Below are 17,427 nucleotides of genomic sequence, written 5' to 3'. Positions count from 1 at the left end.
AGCGGAGATCTTGCGCACCGGATCAGTTTAGATGCGAGCCCCATCGCCGCTGAACTCGTCGGACTACGGCCCTGCGGCCTCCGCACCGTGCGCCGCCTGCCGTGCACCGTCGGCGGCTCGCTCGGCTTCGCGCACCCGCTTGCGCAGATTCTTGTCCGTGATCTGACGGTCGCCCACGGCGCCGGGCGTCCACAGCTCGACGTCCTCGTCCCCGAAGCTGGACTTCGACGCCCTTCGCCGCTGCTCGGGCGCAACTGCACCGGGGGCGAGGCGACGCGCCCACACGAGGAATCCGGTGTGCGCGACCATTCGATGGTCGGGCCGCACGGCGAGTCCCTCGACGTGCCAGCCACGCACCATCGTCTCGTTCGCATCGGGCTCGGTGAACAGCCCGGTCGCCCGGATGTACTCGGCGACGCGGCTCAGCTGCGTCGCGGTGGCGACGTAGCACAGCACCACTCCCCCGGGCGTGAGGGCATCGGCGACGACGTCGATGCACTCCCACGGAGCGAGCATGTCCAGCACGACACGATCGACGGATGCCGCCGGCACCGCCTCCGGCAGCTCCTCGACGAGGTCGCCCACGACGACGCTCCAATTCGCCGGCACCCCGCCGAGGAACGTCTCGACGTTCGCGCGAGCGACATCGGCGAACTCGGACCGTCTCTCGAACGACACCAGCCTGCCGTCGTCCCCGATCGCGCGCAGCAGGGAGAGGGCGAGGGCGCCCGACCCGACTCCGGCTTCGACGACGATGCTGCCGGGGAAGACGTCGGCCTGGGCGACGATCTGGGCGGCATCCTTCGGGTAGACGATGGCGGCGCCGCGCGGCATCGACATGACGAAGTCGCGCAGCAGGGGGCGCAGCGCGAGGTATTCGTGGCCCCCGCTGTTGGAGACCACCGACCCGTCGGGCTGACCGATCAGCGCCGTGTGCCGCAGCACCCCGTGGTGCGTGTGCAGCTCGCCGTCCTCGCGGAGGGTGATCGTGTGCAGGCGTCCCTTGGGGCCGGTCAGCTGCACCCGATCGCCGATCCGGAACGGCCCGCTCGGGCGCTCGACGCTCATCGCGCCGTCCCCCGGCTGCGTTCGGCGGTCGACTCCGCGTGTGCGGAGTGGAACTCCGCGACATCCGCCGCCGTGCGCCCCTCGAGCGTCGGCCACACCGCGTGCGCCCCGGCGCCGGCGATCGACACCATCAGCGGCACGCCGATCACGGCCGCGCCGGAGGCCACGGCCGAGCGCAGACCGTTCGGCGAATCCTCGATCGCGACGGTGTCGCCGGGTGAGACCCCCAGCGCCGCGCACGCCTGCAGGTACGGGTCGGGGAAGGGCTTGGGGCGGGTCGAGTCGTCGCCGGCGATCATCACATCGAACGCGTGGAAGTCCATCAGGTCGACGACGGTCTGCGCCATCCGACGCAGTGACATCGTCACGAGCGCGGTTCGAACGCCGGCCTCCCTCAAACTCGCCAGCAGCTCCTGGGCGCCCGGACGGAACGGCACCCCCTTGGTCGCCAGCTGCACCATCACGTCGTCGGTCAGGTGGTCGACGATGTCCTGAATGCCCATGCGCACCCCGGCGTCCTGGAAGATCCGCGCGGAATCCTCGAGTCCGAGGCCCACCAGACGCAGCGCCTGCTCGTGCGACCACGTGCCGCCGAAGCGCTCCACCAGCACGGTCTCGGCCGCCATCCAGTAGGGCTCGGTGTCGACGAGCGTCCCATCCATATCCCACAAAACGGCAGTCAGGGTGCTCGCGGTCACTGCTCCATGCTAGTTCGGCCGCGAGAACGGCCGAGCCGGTGCGCCGCCCGAGCCGGGGCACGCGCGGCGTTCGCGGCCCGTCATCCGGGTGCGGAGCCTATTCTGGATGCACCCCGTCGTGGGTCGAGGAGGTCGTGTGGACGGACTGGGACGCAAGGTGCTCGTCGCCGCGTTCGACGGATGGAACGACGCCGGCGAGGCGGCGTCCGCCGCCGTGGCCCACCTCCGCGAGATCGGCGCCTACGAGCCCGTCTTCTCCGTCGACCCCGAGCTGTACTTCGACTATCAGTACACGCGGCCTCAGATCGCGACGGACGGCGACGGCAAGCGTGTCATGCGGTGGCCGGAGGCGACGATCCTGCGGCCCGTCAAGTCCACGCGCAGCACCCAGCTGTGGCTGCTGAGCGGAGTCGAGCCGGCGCGCGCATGGCAGGCTTTCGCCGGCGAGTTCGTGGACGTCGCGCTGCGCGAGGACATCACGGGGTTCGTGGCGCTCGGCTCGATGATGTCCGATGTACCCCATACCCGTCCCATCTCCGTCTTCGCCGGCAGCGACAGCGAGCAGGTCCGCTCGACGCTCGGCCTGGAGCGCAGCACGTACGAGGGTCCGGTCGGGATCCTCAGCGTGCTCTCGCATGCAGCGGATGCCGCCGGCATCCCGTCTGCCAGCCTGTGGGCGAGTGTTCCGCACTACGTCGCGGGCCACACCCCCTCGCCGAAGGCGACGCTCGCACTGCTGGACCGGCTCGAAGATCTGACCGGGGCTCCGGTGCCTCGCGGCGAGCTCGCGACGGAGTCCGCCGCCTGGGAGGCCTCGATCGATGCCGCCGCCGCGGACGACGAGGAGATGACCGAGTACATTCGCCAGCTCGAGAGGACGCGGGACACCTGGGACTCGCCCGAGGCGTCCGGAGACGCCATCGCGCAGGAGTTCGAGAAGTACCTGCGGCGCGGCGGCGGTGGTGGCGGCGAGGGCCCCACCAAGCCCGGGCGCGACGAACCGCGCCGGTAGCGCATCCCTCGTGGCCCGTCGCGGGCGTCAGTAGGCCTCGATCACGCCCGCGCTCAGCAGGACGAGCAGCAGCGAGCCCAGCGCGACGCGGTACACCACGAACGGCAGGAAGCTGTGCTTGGAGATCCAGCTCATGAAGAACGCGATCACGCCCAGCGCCACCACGAACGCGACGCCCGTCGCGACCGCGGTCTCGCCGAGGGTGAAGACATTCGGCTCACCCCAGCTCTTGAACAGCTGGTAGAAGCCGCTGCCGAAGACGGCCGGAATCGCGAGAAGGAACGCGTACCGGGCGGCGGCGGCGCGCTCGTAGCCCATGAACAGGCCCGCCGTGATCGTGCCGCCCGACCGGGATACCCCCGGAATCAGGGCAAGGGATTGCGCGAACCCGTAGATGATGCCGTGCGGGATCGTGAGGTCCTTCAGCTGACGCTTCTTGGCGCCCACATGGTCGGCGATCCCGAGCAGCACGCCGAAGAAGATGAGCATGCCCGCGATCAGCCACAGCGAGCGGAAGGTGGTTTCGATCTGATCCTGGAACAGCAGCCCGAGCACCACGATCGGGATGCTTCCGACGATGATCAGCCAGCCCATGCGCGCATCCGGGTCGTTGCGCGGAATACGGCCGCCGAGAGCTTGGAACCACCGCGTGATGATGCGGACGATATCGCGCCAGAAGAACAGGACGACGGCAGCCTCCGTCCCGATCTGCGTGATCGCGGTGAACGCCGCGCCCGGGTCCTGCGCGCCCGGCAGGAACTCGCCGAGGATGCGCAGGTGGGCACTGGACGAGATCGGCAGGAACTCGGTCAGTCCCTGGACCAGGCCGAGGATGATCGCCTCCACAAGCATGGGCGCCTTTCGTGCTCGAGGATCGAGCGTGGTTTGGGGGCAGGTCAGAACGGAAGAGCAGGTCGGTCAGTAGGTGCGGAGCAGATCGGTCAGCACGCGCTGCCCGAACACCAGGGCATCGAGCGGCACGCGCTCATCGACGCCGTGGAACATCCCCGTGAAATCCAGGTCTGCAGGAAGGCGCAGAGGTGCGAAGCCGTAGCCCGCGATGCCCACCAGGGCGAGCGCCTTGTTGTCGGTGCCTCCGCCCATCAGATACGGGATGACGGGCACACCGGGGTCCGCCCGGCCGAGCGCCGCCACCATGGCGTCCACGAGCTCCCCGTCGAAAGGCAACTCGAGGCCGATGTCGCGTACGACGATCTCGATCTCGACGTCGTCGCCGACGATCCGCCGGATCTCGACGAGCGTCTCCTCCTCGGCGCCCGGGAGCGTACGGACGTCGATCAGCGCCTCGGCGACGTCGGGGATGACGTTGTGCTTGTAGCCGGCGGTGAGGGCGGTGGGGTTCGTCGTGGTGCGCAGCGTGGACTTGATGAATCCTGCGGCAGGTCCCGTCGACAGGGCCAGCGTGTCGGGGTCGCTCTCAGCGGAGCCCGCAAGGTCGCGCAGACCCTTGAGCATCGTTGCCGACGTCGAGGTCATTCGCACAGGCCACTCGGTCCGGCCGAGCGCCGCCACCGCCTCGGCCAGCCGCGTGACGGCGTTCTCGGGGTGGACCCGGCTGCCGTGACCGGCGCGACCCCGGGCTCGCAGGCGGATCCAGATGAGCGCCTTCTCCCCCACCTGCAGCAGGTATGCCCGTCGGTCGCCGACGGCGATCGAATAGCCGCCCACCTCGCTGATGGCCTCGTTGGCTCCCTCGAACCATTCCGGGTGCTCGGTGACGACGAGGTGAGAGCCCTCGATCCCGCCGTTCTCCTCGTCGGCGAAGAAGACCAGGATGAGGTCGCGCTCGGGCTGCTCGCCGTTGCGCAGTATCTCGCCGACCGAGGTGAGGATCATGGCGTCCATGTCCTTCATGTCGACCGATCCGCGGCCCCACAGCATCCCGTCGCGTATCTCGCCCGCGAACGGATCGACCGACCAGTCTTCGGCGATCGCCGGCACGACGTCCAGGTGCCCGTGGAGCACGAGCGCGGGCTTGTCGGGATTGCGACCGCGCACGCGCGCCATGACGTTCGTGCGCCGCGGGACCGGCTCGTAGTATTCGGGCACCAGTCCCAGAGACTCGAGATACGCGCCCACGTACTCGGCTGCCTCACGCTCCCCCCGGGCTTTGCCGCCGCCCCAGTTGGAGGTGTCGAACCGGATCAGATCACGTGCCACCCGGACCACTTCGGGCAGGCCGGAGCCGGTCGTAGACATGCGGACTAACCTACCTGCGCCGATCGGCCGCTCTGAAACGAGCTGGTTACGAGCAGAAGTCACGATCTCGCAGCAGGCCGACGGATGCCGCGCGGACGGCGCCGTCGGACCAACCTCCAGGGGGATGGAGGGTGGTCTCCGACGGCGCCTGACCCTCGCCGTTCCTTGCATGGAACCGCCGGGGCAGACGGCATCTGCGCGAGTTCGGGCTCGGGCTATCTCGACCATAGCGGGACACCCGGCCGCAACATCAGCGGCTGCTGGGAGTGTCCCCTGCGTGCAGCATGGGCGCAACGCCGCGATTCGCGACGGAAATGATTAGAGACCCCGGGATCTGGGGTCCCGGGGTCTCTCTTCCCGTCCGGTGAGGCTGGCCACGCACGAAACCCGAATTCGGGTGGCGCCTGCGAAATGGGCGAGGTCAATCGATACGAACGATATCCAACAGGTCACGTCTTGTCTGTCCCCTCTTCGGGGGACAGGTATTGCGCAAGGCGCGCTCACACCTTCGCCCCGCGTCTTCCACCCGAACGGTCCGACGTGGGCGTCCCCCCGTCACCGACAGTCTGCAGAAATGACGAAGGCCCCCGGAAAGGGGGGGCCTTCGTCATTCTGTGCGCGAGGGGGGACTTGAACCCCCACGCCCGTTAAAGGGCACTAGCACCTCAAGCTAGCGCGTCTACCTATTCCGCCACCCGCGCATGGGTGCGGTTGTCGCCAACCGAAGATCGACATTATCACGTTCGCACGCCCAGCCAGAAACGCCGGCGGTCAGCCCAGGGACACTCCGAACACCCATCCCAGCCCGTAGGTGACCGCTGCGGCGCCGTAGCCGATGAGCAGCTGTCGCAGCGCGCGGCGCAGCGGCGGACCGCCCGAAAGGAGCCCCACCATTGCGCCCGTGGCCATCAGCGCGATGCCGACGAGCACCAGCGCCGTGATCACCGCGGCAAGCCCGGAGAGACCGAACATCCACGGCAGGACGGGGATGATCGCGCCCGAGGCGAAGAACAGGAAGCTCGACACCGCGGCGCTCCACGCCCCACCGACCACCTCGTGGTCTGCCGGGGCATCCAGCGACCCGCGCGTGAGGGGCGAGCCGTCCTGCGCGGCGCTGACCACGCGTCGAGCCCGCTCCAGAGCTTCCGGCAACGGCATCCCCCGCGTGCGATAGACGAGGGCCAGCTCGTTGGCGTCGAGGTCCAAATCGGGAAGCGCCTCGTCGGCGTAGTCGTTCGGCTCGGTCGCATCGAGGAGCTCGCGCTGCGAACGCACCGACACGAACTCGCCGGCACCCATCGACAGAGCGCCGGCCAGCAGACCGGCGATTCCACTGAACAGCACGAACTGCGGCGCGGCACCGGTGGCACCGATGCCCATGATCAGCGCGAGGTTGGAGACCAGTCCGTCGTTGGCGCCGAAGACGGCGGCACGGAACGTGCCCGACAGGCGGCGGCGTCCGCGCGCCGCGAGACCGCGTACGACCTCGTGATGGATCTTCTCGTCGGCCGCCATGGTCGGCGTGGCGAAGGGCTCGGTCTCGTAGGGCGAGCGGCCCTCGGCGTTCTGCGCGAGGGCGAGCACGAAGATCGACCCGAATCGCTTCGCCATCCAGCCGAGCAGGACCGTCCGAGGATCCGGACGGGGCAGGCGCGCGGGCTCTCCCCCGAGCAGTCGCAGCCAGTGTGCCTCGTGACGGCCCTCCGCGTCCGCGAGCGCCACAAGGATCTCGCGCTCCTCGCCGTCGCGCCGTGCTGCGAGGTCGCGATAGACCTGCGCTTCGGCGCGCTCATCGACCAGATACTGGGCCCAGCGTCGACGGTCACGACTCGTGGGCTGTGCGGGCACGCTCAATGAAGCCTCCGGGGCGGCGGTGCGGGGACCTTCCAACGCTAGCCAGAGCCGCGGCGAACGCGCGGCTCGGGAAAGGGATTGCCAGCATTTCGGGCCTCCGAACGCGCTCGCCCACCCGGACGCGGCTAGGACCGCACCCGCGAGCGCAGCACGTCGATGCGCGCCTGCAGCTGAGCCACCGTGGCGTGCGACACCGCCGGGCCGCCGCAGACCCGCCGCAGCTCGGCGTGGACCATTCCGTGCGGATCGCCGGTCTGCCGCGCGTAGAGACCGACGAGGCTGTTGAGCAGCTGCCGCTGCTCCTTCAGGGTGCGATGCAGCGCCTGGGGCGGAGCGGGCGTCTCGCTCGCTCCTTCGCGAGATTCACGGGCCTTGCGATGACGGCTCTGCCGCGCCTGCCGCTGCTGCAGCAGCTCGTGCACGTGCTCGGGTTCCAGCAGGCCGGGCAGACCCAGGAACTCCTCCTCCTCCGGGGTCCCCGGCACCGCCAGCTCACCGAACTCCTTGCCGTCGTAAAGCACCCGGTCGAAATGCGCGAGCGAGCCGAGCGCCTGGTAGGTGAACTCGTACGTCAGGGCATCGGATGCCGATTCCTCCCGCTCTGCGGCATCCATCGCGTCCTCATCGAGCGCCCACTCGTCTTCGCCCGTACTGTCCCGGTCGAGCGCGTGGTCGCGCTGTCGCTCCAGCTCGTGAGCCAGCGCGAGCAGCTGCGGAACGTGCGGGAGGAACACGCTGGCGGTCTCGCCGCGGCGTCGGGCGCGCACGAAACGGCCGACAGCCTGGGCGAAGAACAGCGGGGTCGACGCCGAGGTCGCGTAGACGCCCACCGCCAGGCGCGGGACGTCGACGCCCTCCGACACCATCCGCACGGCGACCATCCACCGAGTGGTCCCCCGCGCGAAGGACTCGATCCGCGACGACGCCTCCGCCTCGTCCGACAGCACGACGGTGGGCAGCTCGCCCGTGAGGTCCCGCAGGATGGCGGCATAGGCACGCGCGGCCGTCTGATCGGTCGCGATCACCAGACCCCCGGCATCAGGGACCTGCGATCGCACCTCGGTGAGCCGGCGATCAGCCGAACGGAGCACCGCCGGAATCCACTCCCCCTCCGGATCGAGCGCTGTCCGCCACGCCTGCGCGGTGATGTCCTTCGTGTTGTCCTGTCCGAGCTGGGCCTGCATCTCGTCGCCGGTACGCGTTCGCCAGCGCATCTGCCCGGCGTAGACGAGGAAGATCACGGGACGGACGACGCCGTCGGCGAGGGCGCGCCCGTAGCCGTAGCTGTAGTCGGTGCGCGACAGGCGGATGCCGTGCTCGTCCGGGTGGTACTCGACGAACGGAATCGGCGCCGTGTCGCTGCGGAACGGTGTGCCCGACAGCAGGAGGCGCCGGGTCGCGCGGCCGTACGCCTCGCGAAGGGCGTCGCCCCAGCTCAGCGCGTCGCCGCCGTGGTGCACCTCGTCGAGGATCACGAGGGTGCGCGAGTCCATCACCAGTCGCTGATGGACAGAGGCCTTCACCGCCACCTGCGCGTACGTGACCGCCACGCCGTGGTACTGCCGCGAGGGCGCGGCATGACGGTTGCTGAACGCCGGATCCAGGCGGATCGACACGCGGGCCGCGGCATCCGCCCATTGCGACTTCAGATGCTCTGTCGGCGCGACGACGACGATCCGATCGACCACGCGGCGACGCAGGAGTTCACTCGCGAGGCGGAGGGCGAACGTGGTCTTGCCGGCACCGGGGGTCGCCGCAGCGAGGAAGTCGCGCGGCCCAGAGCCGACGCCGTCAGGACCCTGGAGGCTGAAGTAGCGGTCCAGAGCCTCCGCCTGCCACGCCCGAAGTCGCTCGGCGGTACCCCACGGGGCGCGTTGCGGAAAGGCCGGGGACAGGTGATCTGCGGCCCCGCCGCCGATCCGAGAAGGCACTGCGGCGAAGCTGCCGCTGTGAACGTCCTCGGTGCGGAACCCGCTGTCGGCAGCAGGGAAAGCCTGCGTGCGAGCGTCCTCCTCCACCGACCACTCCCCCGCACTTCCGACCGTATGCACAACGACTGACCACCCTAGACGAGCGGGCGGACAATCCGGGCAGGTCAACGTCGCAGCGGCGCGATAGCCTTCTAGCGGTCACGAACCGAGGATGCCGATGCCCACCAGCGACGATCAGACACCCGCCGACAGAACCAATCTCGGCGCTCACCCGTGGCGGCGCTACGTCGCCCTGGGCGATTCGTTCACGGAGGGGATCGGCGACCCCGAGCCGGGATCACCCGGAGGTCATCGCGGCTGGGCGGACCGCGTCGCGGAGGTGCTTTCACAGCAGGTCGACGACTTCGCCTATGCGAACCTGGCGGTGCGCGGCAAGCTCATCGCGCAGATCGTCGCGGACCAAGTCGAGCCCGCGCTCGCCCTCAAGCCCGACCTCATCACATTCTCCGCGGGCGGCAACGACGTCATCCGCCCGGGAACGGATCCCGACCAGATCGCGACGCAGTTCGAGGACGCCGTGGTGCGACTCAGTCGAGACGGAGCGACCATCGTCGTGTTCACGGGCATCGACACCGACTTCACGCCCGTGTTCCGGCCGTTCCGCGGCAAGGTGGCGATCTACAACGAGAACATCCGCGCCATCGCCGAGAAGTACGACTGCATCGTCGCCGACCAGTGGGGCCTGAAGGAGGTCCAGGATTCCCGGTTCTTCGATGCGGACCGCCTCCACTACAACTCGCTCGGGCATCACGAAGTCGCGCGGATGGTGCTGCGCGCGCTGAACGTTCCCAACGACCTGCGGCCGATGCAACCCGACCCGCTTCCGGTCAGGACGTGGCGCGCCGCGCGCACCGAGGACTTCGTCTGGGCCCGCACGCACTTCGTGCCGTGGGTCCTGCGTCGCGTGCGGCATCGGTCCTCGGGCGACGAGATCACCGCGAAGCGTCCCGACCCGCTTCCCATCCGCAGTCTCGCACCGGCGAATGACCCGTCCGCCGGGCCGGCAGAGCAGGTCTAGCTGCCGCGCAGCGCCCAGATCGCCACAGCGGTCGCCGCCGCCACGTTGAGCGAATCGACCCCGCCCGCCATCGGGATCGTGACGACCGTGTCGGCCGCCTGCAGTGCCCGGCGACTGAGTCCGTCCCCCTCCGACCCCATCAGCAGCGCGACGCGCTCCGGGCGGTCGATCGCGAATTCATCGACGGAAACCGCGTCCTCGCTGAGTGCGAGTGCGGCGAGGTGGAAGCCCAGCCCGCTCAGGATGCTGCGCGCCTCGGGCCACTCGGGGAGGCGTGTCCACGGCACTTGGAATACGGTGCCCATGCTCACGCGCACGCTGCGGCGGTAGAGCGGATCGGCGCAGCGCGGCGAGATGAGAACGGCATCCGCGCCGAGCGCCGCGGCGCTTCGGAACGCCGCACCGACGTTGGTGTGGTCGACGATGTCCTCCAGCACGACCACGGTCCGCGCCCCCGCGACGACATCGGCGACGGACGCCGGAGGAGGGCGGTGCATCGCCGCCAGCGCGCCGCGGTGAACGGCGTATCCCGTCAGGGACTCGGCCACCTTGGGGGCGACGACGTAGACGGGCGTGGCGGAGTCATCGCCCAGGAGCACCGCGACATCCGGCAGCCACTTCTGCTGGACCAGCACCGATCGTGGATGGTGCCCCGCCCGTAAGGCGCGCTCGATGACCTTCGCCGACTCCGCGATGTACAGGCCGCCGCCCGGCTCCAGCACGCGGCGGAGCGCGACATCCGTCAGATCCCGGTAGTCCGCCAGCCTCGGGTCGTCGGCGTCGACGATCTCGATCACGTTCACGGCCACTCCCCTCTCCAGACCCGCGCAGCCGCCCGACCGCCTGAGCCCACTCTGGCAGGGAAGCCGTCCGTAACATTCCGGAAAACCTTGACGCCTACACTCTGAGCACGGGACCCAGCTCGAGGAGGTGATCGCGTGACCACGGTGGCCGAGCAGGATGCCGCCACGGCGCAGGCGATCGCCGAGGCCCTCAGCGTCCTCGCGGGCCGCAGACTCGCGATCCTCACCGGCGCCGGCGTCTCGACCGACTCCGGGATCCCCGACTATCGCGGGCGCGGGGCGCCAGTGCGCACCCCCATGACCGTGGAGCAGTTCCTCGCGAACGAGGATGCGCGCAGGCGCTACTGGGTCGGAAGCCACCTCGGCTGGCGTGCGTTCGCGGCGGCCGAGCCGAACCCGGGTCATCTCGCCCTCGCGCAGCTGGAAGCGCGCGGCGTCGCCTCGGGTGTGATCACCCAGAACGTCGACGGTCTGCATGTGCGTGCCGGCAGTCGACGCGTCGTCGAACTGCACGGCACCATGCGCCGTGTCTTCTGCACCCACTGCGGTCAGGTCTTCGACCGTCGTGACCTCGCTCAGCGGGTCGAGCTGGACAACCCCTGGATCCAGCTGCCCGAGAACGTTCCGCTCGGCCCGGACGGCGATGTCCTGCCCGAGAGCACGACCGGATTCCGCATCCCCTCGTGCACCGTCTGCGACGGGATGCTCAAGCCCGACGTGGTCTTCTTCGGCGAGTTCATCCCCGCCGAGAAGTTCCGGGAGGCCGAGCAGCTCGTGCGCGCGAGCGACGCACTCGTGATCGCGGGGTCCTCGCTCGTGGTCAACTCCGGCATCCGCCTTCTCGAGCGCGCACGACGGCGGCGACTGCCGATCGTGATCGTCAACCGCGGCGAGACCCGCGCCGACGCGCGGGCGACGGTCAAGGTGGATGCGGGCACGAGCGATGTGCTGCAGGCGTTCGCGGAGGCTCTCCCCGCGCCCGGGTAGCGCCGCAGTCGCTCCCGAGACGCCTAGGCTCGACGGGTGACACTGCTGACCCTCATCCGCCACGGCGAGACCGACTGGAATCGAGACCGGCGCATCCAGGGATCCACGGACATCCCGCTCAACGACACCGGCCGTGCCCAGGCTCGGGACGCCGCAGCCGCGCTGCGTGCGCAGCTCGACCTCTCCTCGACTGCCGTCGCCCCCTCGGTCGTCTCGAGCGACCTGTTGCGCGCTCGTGAGACGGCCGAGATCATCGCCGCGGAGCTGGGTCTGCCCGCCCCCCGCGTGTACCCGGATCTGCGCGAGCGCGCTTACGGCCAAGCCGAGGGTCTGGACGCGGACGAGTTCCTCCGCCGGTGGGGCGACTGGCACACGGCCGAAGTGCCCGGAGCCGAGCTGTGGCCGCATCTGCGGGAACGTGGCCTGCGCGCCCTGGCAGCGGTCGTGCGTGACGCGCGCCGGCCGACCGCGCCGGCGGCGGCATCCGTCGTGGTCGTCACCCACGGCGCGCTCATCCGCGAGCTGATCCGGCACGCGACCGCCGGGGAGCTGCCTCTCACGGGTCAGCGTCTCGCGAACGGCTCGGCGCACACGATGCTGTTCGAACGCGAGCGGCTTCGCCTGCTCTCCTACGCCGGAGCGACCGCCTAGGCTCGGCGGCATGGCGGCTGCGGCGACGGTCGACGAGTACATCGGCGGGTTCCCACCGGAGGTCGCCGACCGGCTGCAGCGCATCCGGCAGATCATCGTCGCGGCGGTCGTGCGCGCGTCGGCAGGCACGGGATCTGGCACGAATACCGCGAACCCCTTGCCCGAGGAGAAGATCCGCTACGGCATCGCCGCGGTGATGCTCGGCGGTCGGTACGCGCTGCATTTCGCCGGATGGAAGAAGCACATCGGTCTGTATCCGGTGCCGACATTGGACCAGCCGCTCGAGAGCGAGATCGCGCTCTACCGCGCGGAGAAGGACTCGGTCGTCTTCCCCCACAGCAAGCCGATCCCCTACGACCTGATCGCCGAGGTCGCCGACGCCGTCGTCGCCCGTAGCGCGGCCGCTCAGTCCGAGAACGACTGACCGCGCGCCGCGAGCTCCTCGGCAAGGATGCGGATCGCCTTCGGCCCGACGCCGTGGACGGCGAGCAGTTCGTCGCGGCTGCGCCCGGCGAGCTCGTCGTAGCGACGGATGCCGTGGACGGCGAGTTCGCGCCGAGCGACCTTGCCGATCGCAGGCGTCAGGTCGGAGTCGTCGCTCATCGGCCCCGCTCCCGGGGCGTGTTCGGGGTCACGACCTCGCCCGGCGCAGGGTGGCACGCGCGTGGCGGAGAACCGGCTCGTCGACCATCCGGCCGTCGTAGGTGAAGACGCCCCGCTCGGTCTCAGCCGCAATCAGAACCGCGCGCGCCCACGCCACTGCGGCAGTCTCCGGTCGGTAGGCGGCGCGGATGGTCTCGACCTGGCTCGGGTGGATGCACGCGGTCGCCGCGAAACCGGACGCAGCAGCGTCCGCGGCCTCGATCGCGAGGCGCTTGGTGTCGGAGATGTCCAGGTGCACGGCATCGATGGCGGCCTTGCCGCGGGCTCCGGCGGCCAGGAGCACGCGCGCGCGGGCGACCCTCGCCACGTCGCGGTAGCGGCCGTTGGGTTTGCGGCTCGACGTGCCGCCGAGGCTCGCCACGAGGTCTTCGGCGCCCCACATGAGCGCGACCACCTGGTCGAGGGCGGCGAACTTCTCGGCGGCCGCCACCCCGCGTGCGGTCTCGCAGAGAGCGATGAGCGAGAACCGCCGATCGATGCCCCGGAGCTGCTTCGCACTTTCGGCCTTCGCGACCATGATCGTGCGGTAGTCCGTCTGCGACAGCGTGGCGAGGTCGGCCGCGAACTCGTCGGTGCCGGGCGGATTGACCCGCACGATCACCCGGTCGGCGTCCAGCTCGGACTCGATGAGCGCGCCGCGCGCGGCCGTTTTGGCGGCCGGCGCGACGGCGTCCTCCAGGTCGAGGATGACGGCATCCGCTCTCTCAAGGGCTTTTCCGAAGCGCTCCGGCCGATCGGCCGGACAGAACAGCAGCGCGGGACCGTGATCGATGATGCTCATGACTGCACCGCGCCGTTCGCGGCGGGACCGGAATCCTTGCACCACAACAGTGCCACGCGCGTCGCCGTGGCCACCACGACCCCGTCCTGGTTGCGTCCGATGTGGCGCATCGTGACGATCCCCTGTCCCGGGCGGGAGGCCGAGCGCCGGGCGTCGAGGATTTCGGTCTCAGTGTAGAGCGTGTCGCCGTGGAACAGCGGCGCCGGGAAGGAGATGTCGTTCAGGCCGAGCTGCGCCACGAGCGTGCCCTGCGTGATCTGGGTCACGGATGCTCCCACCATCGTCGCAAGGGTCCACATGGAGTTCATGAGCCGCTGCCCGAACGGCTGGGTCGCCGAGTAGGCGGCGTCCAGGTGCAGCGCCTGCGTGTTCATGGTCAGTGACGAGAACAAGACGTTGTCGGCTTCGGTGACTGTGCGACCGGGGCGGTGCAGGTATCGGGCGCCGACCTCGCACTCCTCGAAGTACAGGCCGCGCTGCACGATCTCCCGACCCGCGGCTCCGGCATCCGTATCGCCCACGGCGCTCACGCTACCCGAGTCCGAGCGCCCGCGAGATGACCAGCAGCTGCACCTCGGATGTGCCCTCCCCGATCTCGAGGATCTTCGAATCGCGATAGTGACGCGCCACCGGGTACTCGTTCATGAAGCCGTTGCCGCCGAAGATCTGCGTCGCGTCACGCGCGTTGTCCATCGCGGCGTCGCTGGCGGTCAGCTTCGCGATGGCGGCCTCCACCTTGAACGGCTTGCCGGCGTCGCGCAGCCGCGCGGCATGGTGCCACGCGAGTCGCGCGTTGTGCACGCGCAGCTGCATCCGAGCGAGCATGAACTGGATGCTCTGGCGGGTGGACAGCTGCTCGCCGAAGACGGTGCGCTTCTTGGCATAGTCGACGGCCGCCTCCAGGCACCCTTCGGCGGCGCCGGTCGACAGCGCCGCGATCGCGATGCGCCCCTCGTCGAGGATGTGCAGGAAGTTCGCGAAACCGCGGCCGCGTTCGCCGAGGAGATTGCCCTCCGGCACACGGGCGTCCTGGAACGTGAGGGGGTGGGTGTCGGACGCGTGCCAGCCCACCTTGTCGTAGGCCGGTTCCACCGTGAAGCCGGGCGTGCCGCTGGGGACGATGATCGTCGAGATCTCCTTGCGACCCCCGTTGTCGCCCGTGACGGCGGTCACCGTCACGAAACGCGTGATGTCGGTGCCGGAGTTGGTGATGAACTGCTTCGCTCCGTTGAGCACCCACTCGCCGCCGTCGAGCCGCGCCGTGGTACGTGTGGCACCGGCATCCGACCCCGCCTCCGGCTCGGTGAGCCCGAAGCCGGCGAGCTCGCGGCCCGCGAGCAGGCCGGGAAGGAGCTCGGCCTTCTGCGCGTCGCTGCCGAAGCGGAAGACCGGCATCGCCCCGAGGCTGACGCCCGCTTCCAGGGTGATCGCGAGCGACTGATCGACGCGCCCGAGCGCCTCGATCGCGAGGCACAGGGCGAAGTAGTCGCCGCCCTGACCTCCGAACTCTTCGGGGAACGGCAGCCCGAACAGACCCAGCTCGCCCATCTGGGCGACGACATCCAGCGGCAGGGTGTGGGTGCGGTCCGCCTCGTAGGAGCGCGGCGCGACGACTTCGTCGGCGAATTGCCGCACCAGCGCCGCGAGCTCCTGCTCGTCCTCGGTCAGGTCGTAGTTCATGGTTCTTCCTTACTGTCCTGTCTCGATCGGGTCCGCGGTCACCCGCGCGAGGATCTGGTCGCGGTGCACCTGATCGCCGACGGTGACTCCGATCACCGCTGTGCCGTCGTGCGGGGCGGTGACCGGGTGCTCCATCTTCATCGCCTCGATCGTCACGACGCGCTCGCCCGCCCGAACCCGTGCGCCGTCGGCGACGTGCACGGCGACGACGGCACCGGGCATCGGCGCCCGCAGCTCGGGATGGGCCGCGGCGGCGGGACCGCCCGCCTCAGCGAGGCGCCTGTCGAGCGCTTCGCGTCGGGTGAGGTGTCGAAGCCGGGACGCGGCCCCGTCGGCGTGCACCCAGAGTGCGCCGTCGGCATCCTGCCGAACGACCGCGGTGTCAGCTGGTGCCGCGTCCGCGCTGCTGAGGCGACCCGTCGCGCCACCTTCCGAGGCGACCGCGTGGACGGTGCCGTCGTCGCTCTGCAACAGCACCGGGACGGGCACGGCAGGCCCGCCCGCGCGCCACCCGGAGCCCGACTGCCACAGCGGCGATGATCGCGACGACGCCGGCGCATCATTGCGCAGGACGACGGATGCCGCGGCCTCGAGCGCCGCTCGGCTCGGCTCGGGATCGACGAACGCCGGCAGCCGATCGATCAGGCCGGTGTCGAGGTCCCCGGCGCGGACGGCGTCGTCGGCGAGCAGCGCGCGGAGGAACCCGATGTTGGTGTCGACACCGAGGAGGGCCGTGCGAGCCAGCGCTTCGTCGAGCGTCGCAAGAGCGGACGCGCGGTCGTCACCGTATGCGATGACCTTCGCGATCATGGGGTCGTAGTCCGAGGTGACCTCGCTGCCGGACTCGACCGCCGAATCCGTGCGGGCAGTGGGCGCCGGCATCCACTCCAGTACGGTGCCGCTCGCCGGGAGGAAGCCGCGCGCCGGCGACTCCGCGTACACGCGAGCCTCGATCGCGTGACCGGTCAGCACCACAGCCTCCTGGGCGATGCCGAGCGGCTCGCCCGCGGCGATCCGCAGCTGCAGCTCGACGAGGTCGAGGCCGGTCACCAGCTCGGTGACCGGATGCTCGACCTGCAGGCGCGTGTTCATCTCGATGAAGAAGAACTCGTCGGGGCGATCTGCGGCGACCAGGAACTCCACGGTGCCCGCACCCCGGTAGTCCACACTGGCGGCCGCCGCGCAGGCCGCGGCGCCGAGCCGGTCTCGGGTGCCGGCGTCGATGACCGGCGACGGGGCTTCTTCGATCACCTTCTGGTGACGGCGCTGCAGGGTGCACTCGCGCTCGCCGAGGTGGAGCACGGCGCCGTGCGCATCCGCCATGACCTGCACCTCGATATGCCGCGGCCGGTCGATGAGCCGCTCGAGCAGGAGCGTGTCGTTCCCGAACGCGGCGGATGCGACTCGCCGTGCGGTCGCAAGCGCCTCGTTCAGGTCCGCAGCGGCTCGGACCACCTGCATCCCCTTGCCACCGCCGCCCGCGGAGGGCTTGATGAGCAGCGGGTAGCCGACGGAGGCCGCAGCCTCGGCGATCGCCTCGTCGGAAAGCCCGGTGGCGTCGATGCCGGGCACGACCGGTACACCGCTGCCCGCCACGTGCGCCTTGGCGCGGATCTTGTCGCCCATCACATCGAGGGCGCGCTCGCCCGGTCCGATGAACACGACGCCGGCGGTGGCGCAGGCGGCGGCGAATTCGGCGTTCTCGGACAGGAATCCGTAGCCGGGATGAACGGCCTGTGCTCCCGACGCGCGCGCCGCGGCGAGGATGGCCGCTCCGTCCAGATACGACTTCGCCGCCGCGGCGGGTCCGATCCGGTACGCCGCATCCGCCTCGCGGACGTGCGGGGCGTCCGCATCCGCGTCGCTGTAGACCGCGATCGAGCGGATGCCGAGCCGGCGGAGGGTGCGGATGACGCGGCGCGCGATCTCGCCGCGGTTGGCGACCAGGACCGTGTCGAACATCTCGACTCGCGGGGACTGCTCGAGGACCGGTGTCTGCAT

General features: G+C 70.1%; 17 protein-coding genes and 1 tRNA gene. 5 read left to right on the top strand and 13 right to left on the bottom strand.

The genetic code is table 11. The features are described from left to right. Positions 1-63: 63 nt before the first annotated feature. Both VFX99_RS10520 and VFX99_RS10515 read right to left on the bottom strand, forming a co-directional pair. Positions 64-1,068, bottom strand: a complete 1,005-nt coding sequence (locus VFX99_RS10520; RefSeq protein ID WP_329666244.1) for a tRNA (adenine-N1)-methyltransferase — start codon at positions 1,066-1,068, stop codon at positions 64-66. After that, positions 1,065-1,766, bottom strand: a complete 702-nt coding sequence (locus tag VFX99_RS10515) for an HAD family phosphatase (protein WP_329666243.1) — start codon at positions 1,764-1,766, stop codon at positions 1,065-1,067. Before VFX99_RS10515 ends, VFX99_RS10520 begins: the two co-directional genes overlap by 4 nt. A gap of 136 nt (positions 1,767-1,902) precedes the next feature. On the opposite strand from VFX99_RS10515, the gene VFX99_RS10510 reads away from it, so the two are divergent. Continuing rightward, on the top strand, positions 1,903-2,778 hold the full coding sequence (locus VFX99_RS10510; protein WP_329666242.1) for a PAC2 family protein: 876 nt from the start codon (positions 1,903-1,905) through the stop codon (positions 2,776-2,778). Between the two features lie 27 nt (positions 2,779-2,805). Here the strand turns inward: VFX99_RS10510 and VFX99_RS10505 are convergent, their stop codons facing one another. The 5 genes from VFX99_RS10505 to VFX99_RS10485 all read right to left on the bottom strand — a co-directional run bounded on the left by VFX99_RS10505 (position 2,806) and on the right by VFX99_RS10485 (position 8,783). Next, positions 2,806-3,630, bottom strand: coding sequence for an undecaprenyl-diphosphate phosphatase (locus tag VFX99_RS10505; protein WP_329666241.1), 825 nt, complete (start codon positions 3,628-3,630; stop codon positions 2,806-2,808). A 66-nt stretch (positions 3,631-3,696) separates the two neighbouring features. Next, entirely contained in the window at positions 3,697-4,998 is a 1,302-nt protein-coding gene (locus tag VFX99_RS10500; RefSeq protein ID WP_329666240.1) for a M20/M25/M40 family metallo-hydrolase, read from the bottom strand. A gap of 615 nt (positions 4,999-5,613) precedes the next feature. Further along, a tRNA-Leu gene (locus VFX99_RS10495) sits at positions 5,614-5,699 on the bottom strand. Between the two features lie 70 nt (positions 5,700-5,769). Beyond that, the gene (locus VFX99_RS10490; protein ID WP_329666239.1) at positions 5,770-6,852 is read right to left on the bottom strand and encodes a VIT1/CCC1 transporter family protein; all 1,083 of its coding nucleotides are present in this window, start codon (positions 6,850-6,852) and stop codon (positions 5,770-5,772) included. Positions 6,853-6,977: 125 nt separating this feature from the next. Further along, on the bottom strand, positions 6,978-8,783 hold the full coding sequence (locus VFX99_RS10485; RefSeq protein ID WP_329666247.1) for a DEAD/DEAH box helicase: 1,806 nt from the start codon (positions 8,781-8,783) through the stop codon (positions 6,978-6,980). A gap of 217 nt (positions 8,784-9,000) precedes the next feature. Here VFX99_RS10485 and VFX99_RS10480 point away from each other — a divergent pair, with 217 nt between their 5' ends. Beyond that, positions 9,001-9,861: an SGNH/GDSL hydrolase family protein gene (locus tag VFX99_RS10480; protein ID WP_414684361.1), complete on the top strand. Its 861-nt coding sequence runs from the start codon at positions 9,001-9,003 to the stop codon at positions 9,859-9,861. Here the strand turns inward: VFX99_RS10480 and VFX99_RS10475 are convergent. Then, positions 9,858-10,664: an RNA methyltransferase gene (locus VFX99_RS10475; protein WP_329666237.1), complete on the bottom strand. Its 807-nt coding sequence runs from the start codon at positions 10,662-10,664 to the stop codon at positions 9,858-9,860. The two genes, VFX99_RS10480 and VFX99_RS10475, sit on opposite strands and share 4 nt — an antisense overlap. Before the next feature lie 135 nt (positions 10,665-10,799). On the opposite strand from VFX99_RS10475, the gene VFX99_RS10470 reads away from it, so the two are divergent. Genes VFX99_RS10470 through VFX99_RS10460 form a run of 3 tightly spaced genes read left to right on the top strand, consistent with a single transcriptional unit; the run spans position 10,800 to position 12,726 of the window. Next, positions 10,800-11,651: a Sir2 family NAD-dependent protein deacetylase gene (locus tag VFX99_RS10470; protein ID WP_414684360.1), complete on the top strand. Its 852-nt coding sequence runs from the start codon at positions 10,800-10,802 to the stop codon at positions 11,649-11,651. A 36-nt stretch (positions 11,652-11,687) separates the two neighbouring features. Then, positions 11,688-12,302: a histidine phosphatase family protein gene (locus VFX99_RS10465; RefSeq protein ID WP_329666236.1), complete on the top strand. Its 615-nt coding sequence runs from the start codon at positions 11,688-11,690 to the stop codon at positions 12,300-12,302. Between the two features lie 10 nt (positions 12,303-12,312). Continuing rightward, a complete protein-coding gene (locus VFX99_RS10460) occupies positions 12,313-12,726 on the top strand; it encodes a DUF1801 domain-containing protein (RefSeq protein ID WP_329666235.1) in 414 nt (137 codons plus the stop codon). Here VFX99_RS10460 and VFX99_RS10455 read toward each other — a convergent pair. From VFX99_RS10455 to VFX99_RS10435, 5 genes are read right to left on the bottom strand one after another with little or no spacing between them, the layout of a single operon-like run. After that, a complete protein-coding gene (locus VFX99_RS10455) occupies positions 12,708-12,905 on the bottom strand; it encodes a hypothetical protein (protein WP_329666234.1) in 198 nt (65 codons plus the stop codon). The two genes, VFX99_RS10460 and VFX99_RS10455, sit on opposite strands and share 19 nt — an antisense overlap. 28 nt (positions 12,906-12,933) lie before the next feature. Further along, positions 12,934-13,746: a CoA ester lyase gene (locus VFX99_RS10450; protein ID WP_329666233.1), complete on the bottom strand. Its 813-nt coding sequence runs from the start codon at positions 13,744-13,746 to the stop codon at positions 12,934-12,936. Continuing rightward, a complete protein-coding gene (locus VFX99_RS10445; protein WP_329666232.1) occupies positions 13,743-14,276 on the bottom strand; it encodes a MaoC family dehydratase in 534 nt (177 codons plus the stop codon). Before VFX99_RS10445 ends, VFX99_RS10450 begins: the two co-directional genes overlap by 4 nt. A 1-nt stretch (position 14,277) precedes the next feature. Then, positions 14,278-15,426: an acyl-CoA dehydrogenase family protein gene (locus VFX99_RS10440; protein ID WP_329666231.1), complete on the bottom strand. Its 1,149-nt coding sequence runs from the start codon at positions 15,424-15,426 to the stop codon at positions 14,278-14,280. Positions 15,427-15,435: 9 nt separating this feature from the next. Beyond that, positions 15,436-17,427 (bottom strand): acetyl/propionyl/methylcrotonyl-CoA carboxylase subunit alpha, encoded by a 1,992-nt coding sequence (locus VFX99_RS10435; RefSeq protein WP_329666230.1) that lies wholly within the window; start codon positions 17,425-17,427, stop codon positions 15,436-15,438.

This window comes from Microbacterium sp., from assembly GCF_036277215.1.
Taxonomy (GTDB): Bacteria; Actinomycetota; Actinomycetes; order Actinomycetales; family Microbacteriaceae; genus Microbacterium.
This window is presented reverse-complemented; position numbering and strand designations above follow the sequence as displayed.

Bases quoted from the DNA above. Each gene is read 5' to 3' on its own strand.
- VFX99_RS10440 (WP_329666231.1), bottom strand. From the start codon at position 15,426: ATGAACTACGACCTGACCGAGGACGAGCAGGAGCTCGCGGCGCTGGTG.
- VFX99_RS10455 (WP_329666234.1), bottom strand. From the start codon at position 12,905: ATGAGCGACGACTCCGACCTGACGCCTGCGATCGGCAAGGTCGCTCGG.
- VFX99_RS10460 (WP_329666235.1), top strand. From the start codon at position 12,313: ATGGCGGCTGCGGCGACGGTCGACGAGTACATCGGCGGGTTCCCACCG.
- VFX99_RS10435 (WP_329666230.1), bottom strand. From the start codon at position 17,427: ATGCAGACACCGGTCCTCGAGCAGTCCCCGCGAGTCGAGATGTTCGAC.
- VFX99_RS10480 (WP_414684361.1), top strand. From the start codon at position 9,001: ATGCCCACCAGCGACGATCAGACACCCGCCGACAGAACCAATCTCGGC.
- VFX99_RS10450 (WP_329666233.1), bottom strand. From the start codon at position 13,746: ATGAGCATCATCGATCACGGTCCCGCGCTGCTGTTCTGTCCGGCCGAT.
- VFX99_RS10505 (WP_329666241.1), bottom strand. From the start codon at position 3,630: ATGCTTGTGGAGGCGATCATCCTCGGCCTGGTCCAGGGACTGACCGAG.
- VFX99_RS10520 (WP_329666244.1), bottom strand. From the start codon at position 1,068: ATGAGCGTCGAGCGCCCGAGCGGGCCGTTCCGGATCGGCGATCGGGTG.
- VFX99_RS10500 (WP_329666240.1), bottom strand. From the start codon at position 4,998: ATGTCTACGACCGGCTCCGGCCTGCCCGAAGTGGTCCGGGTGGCACGT.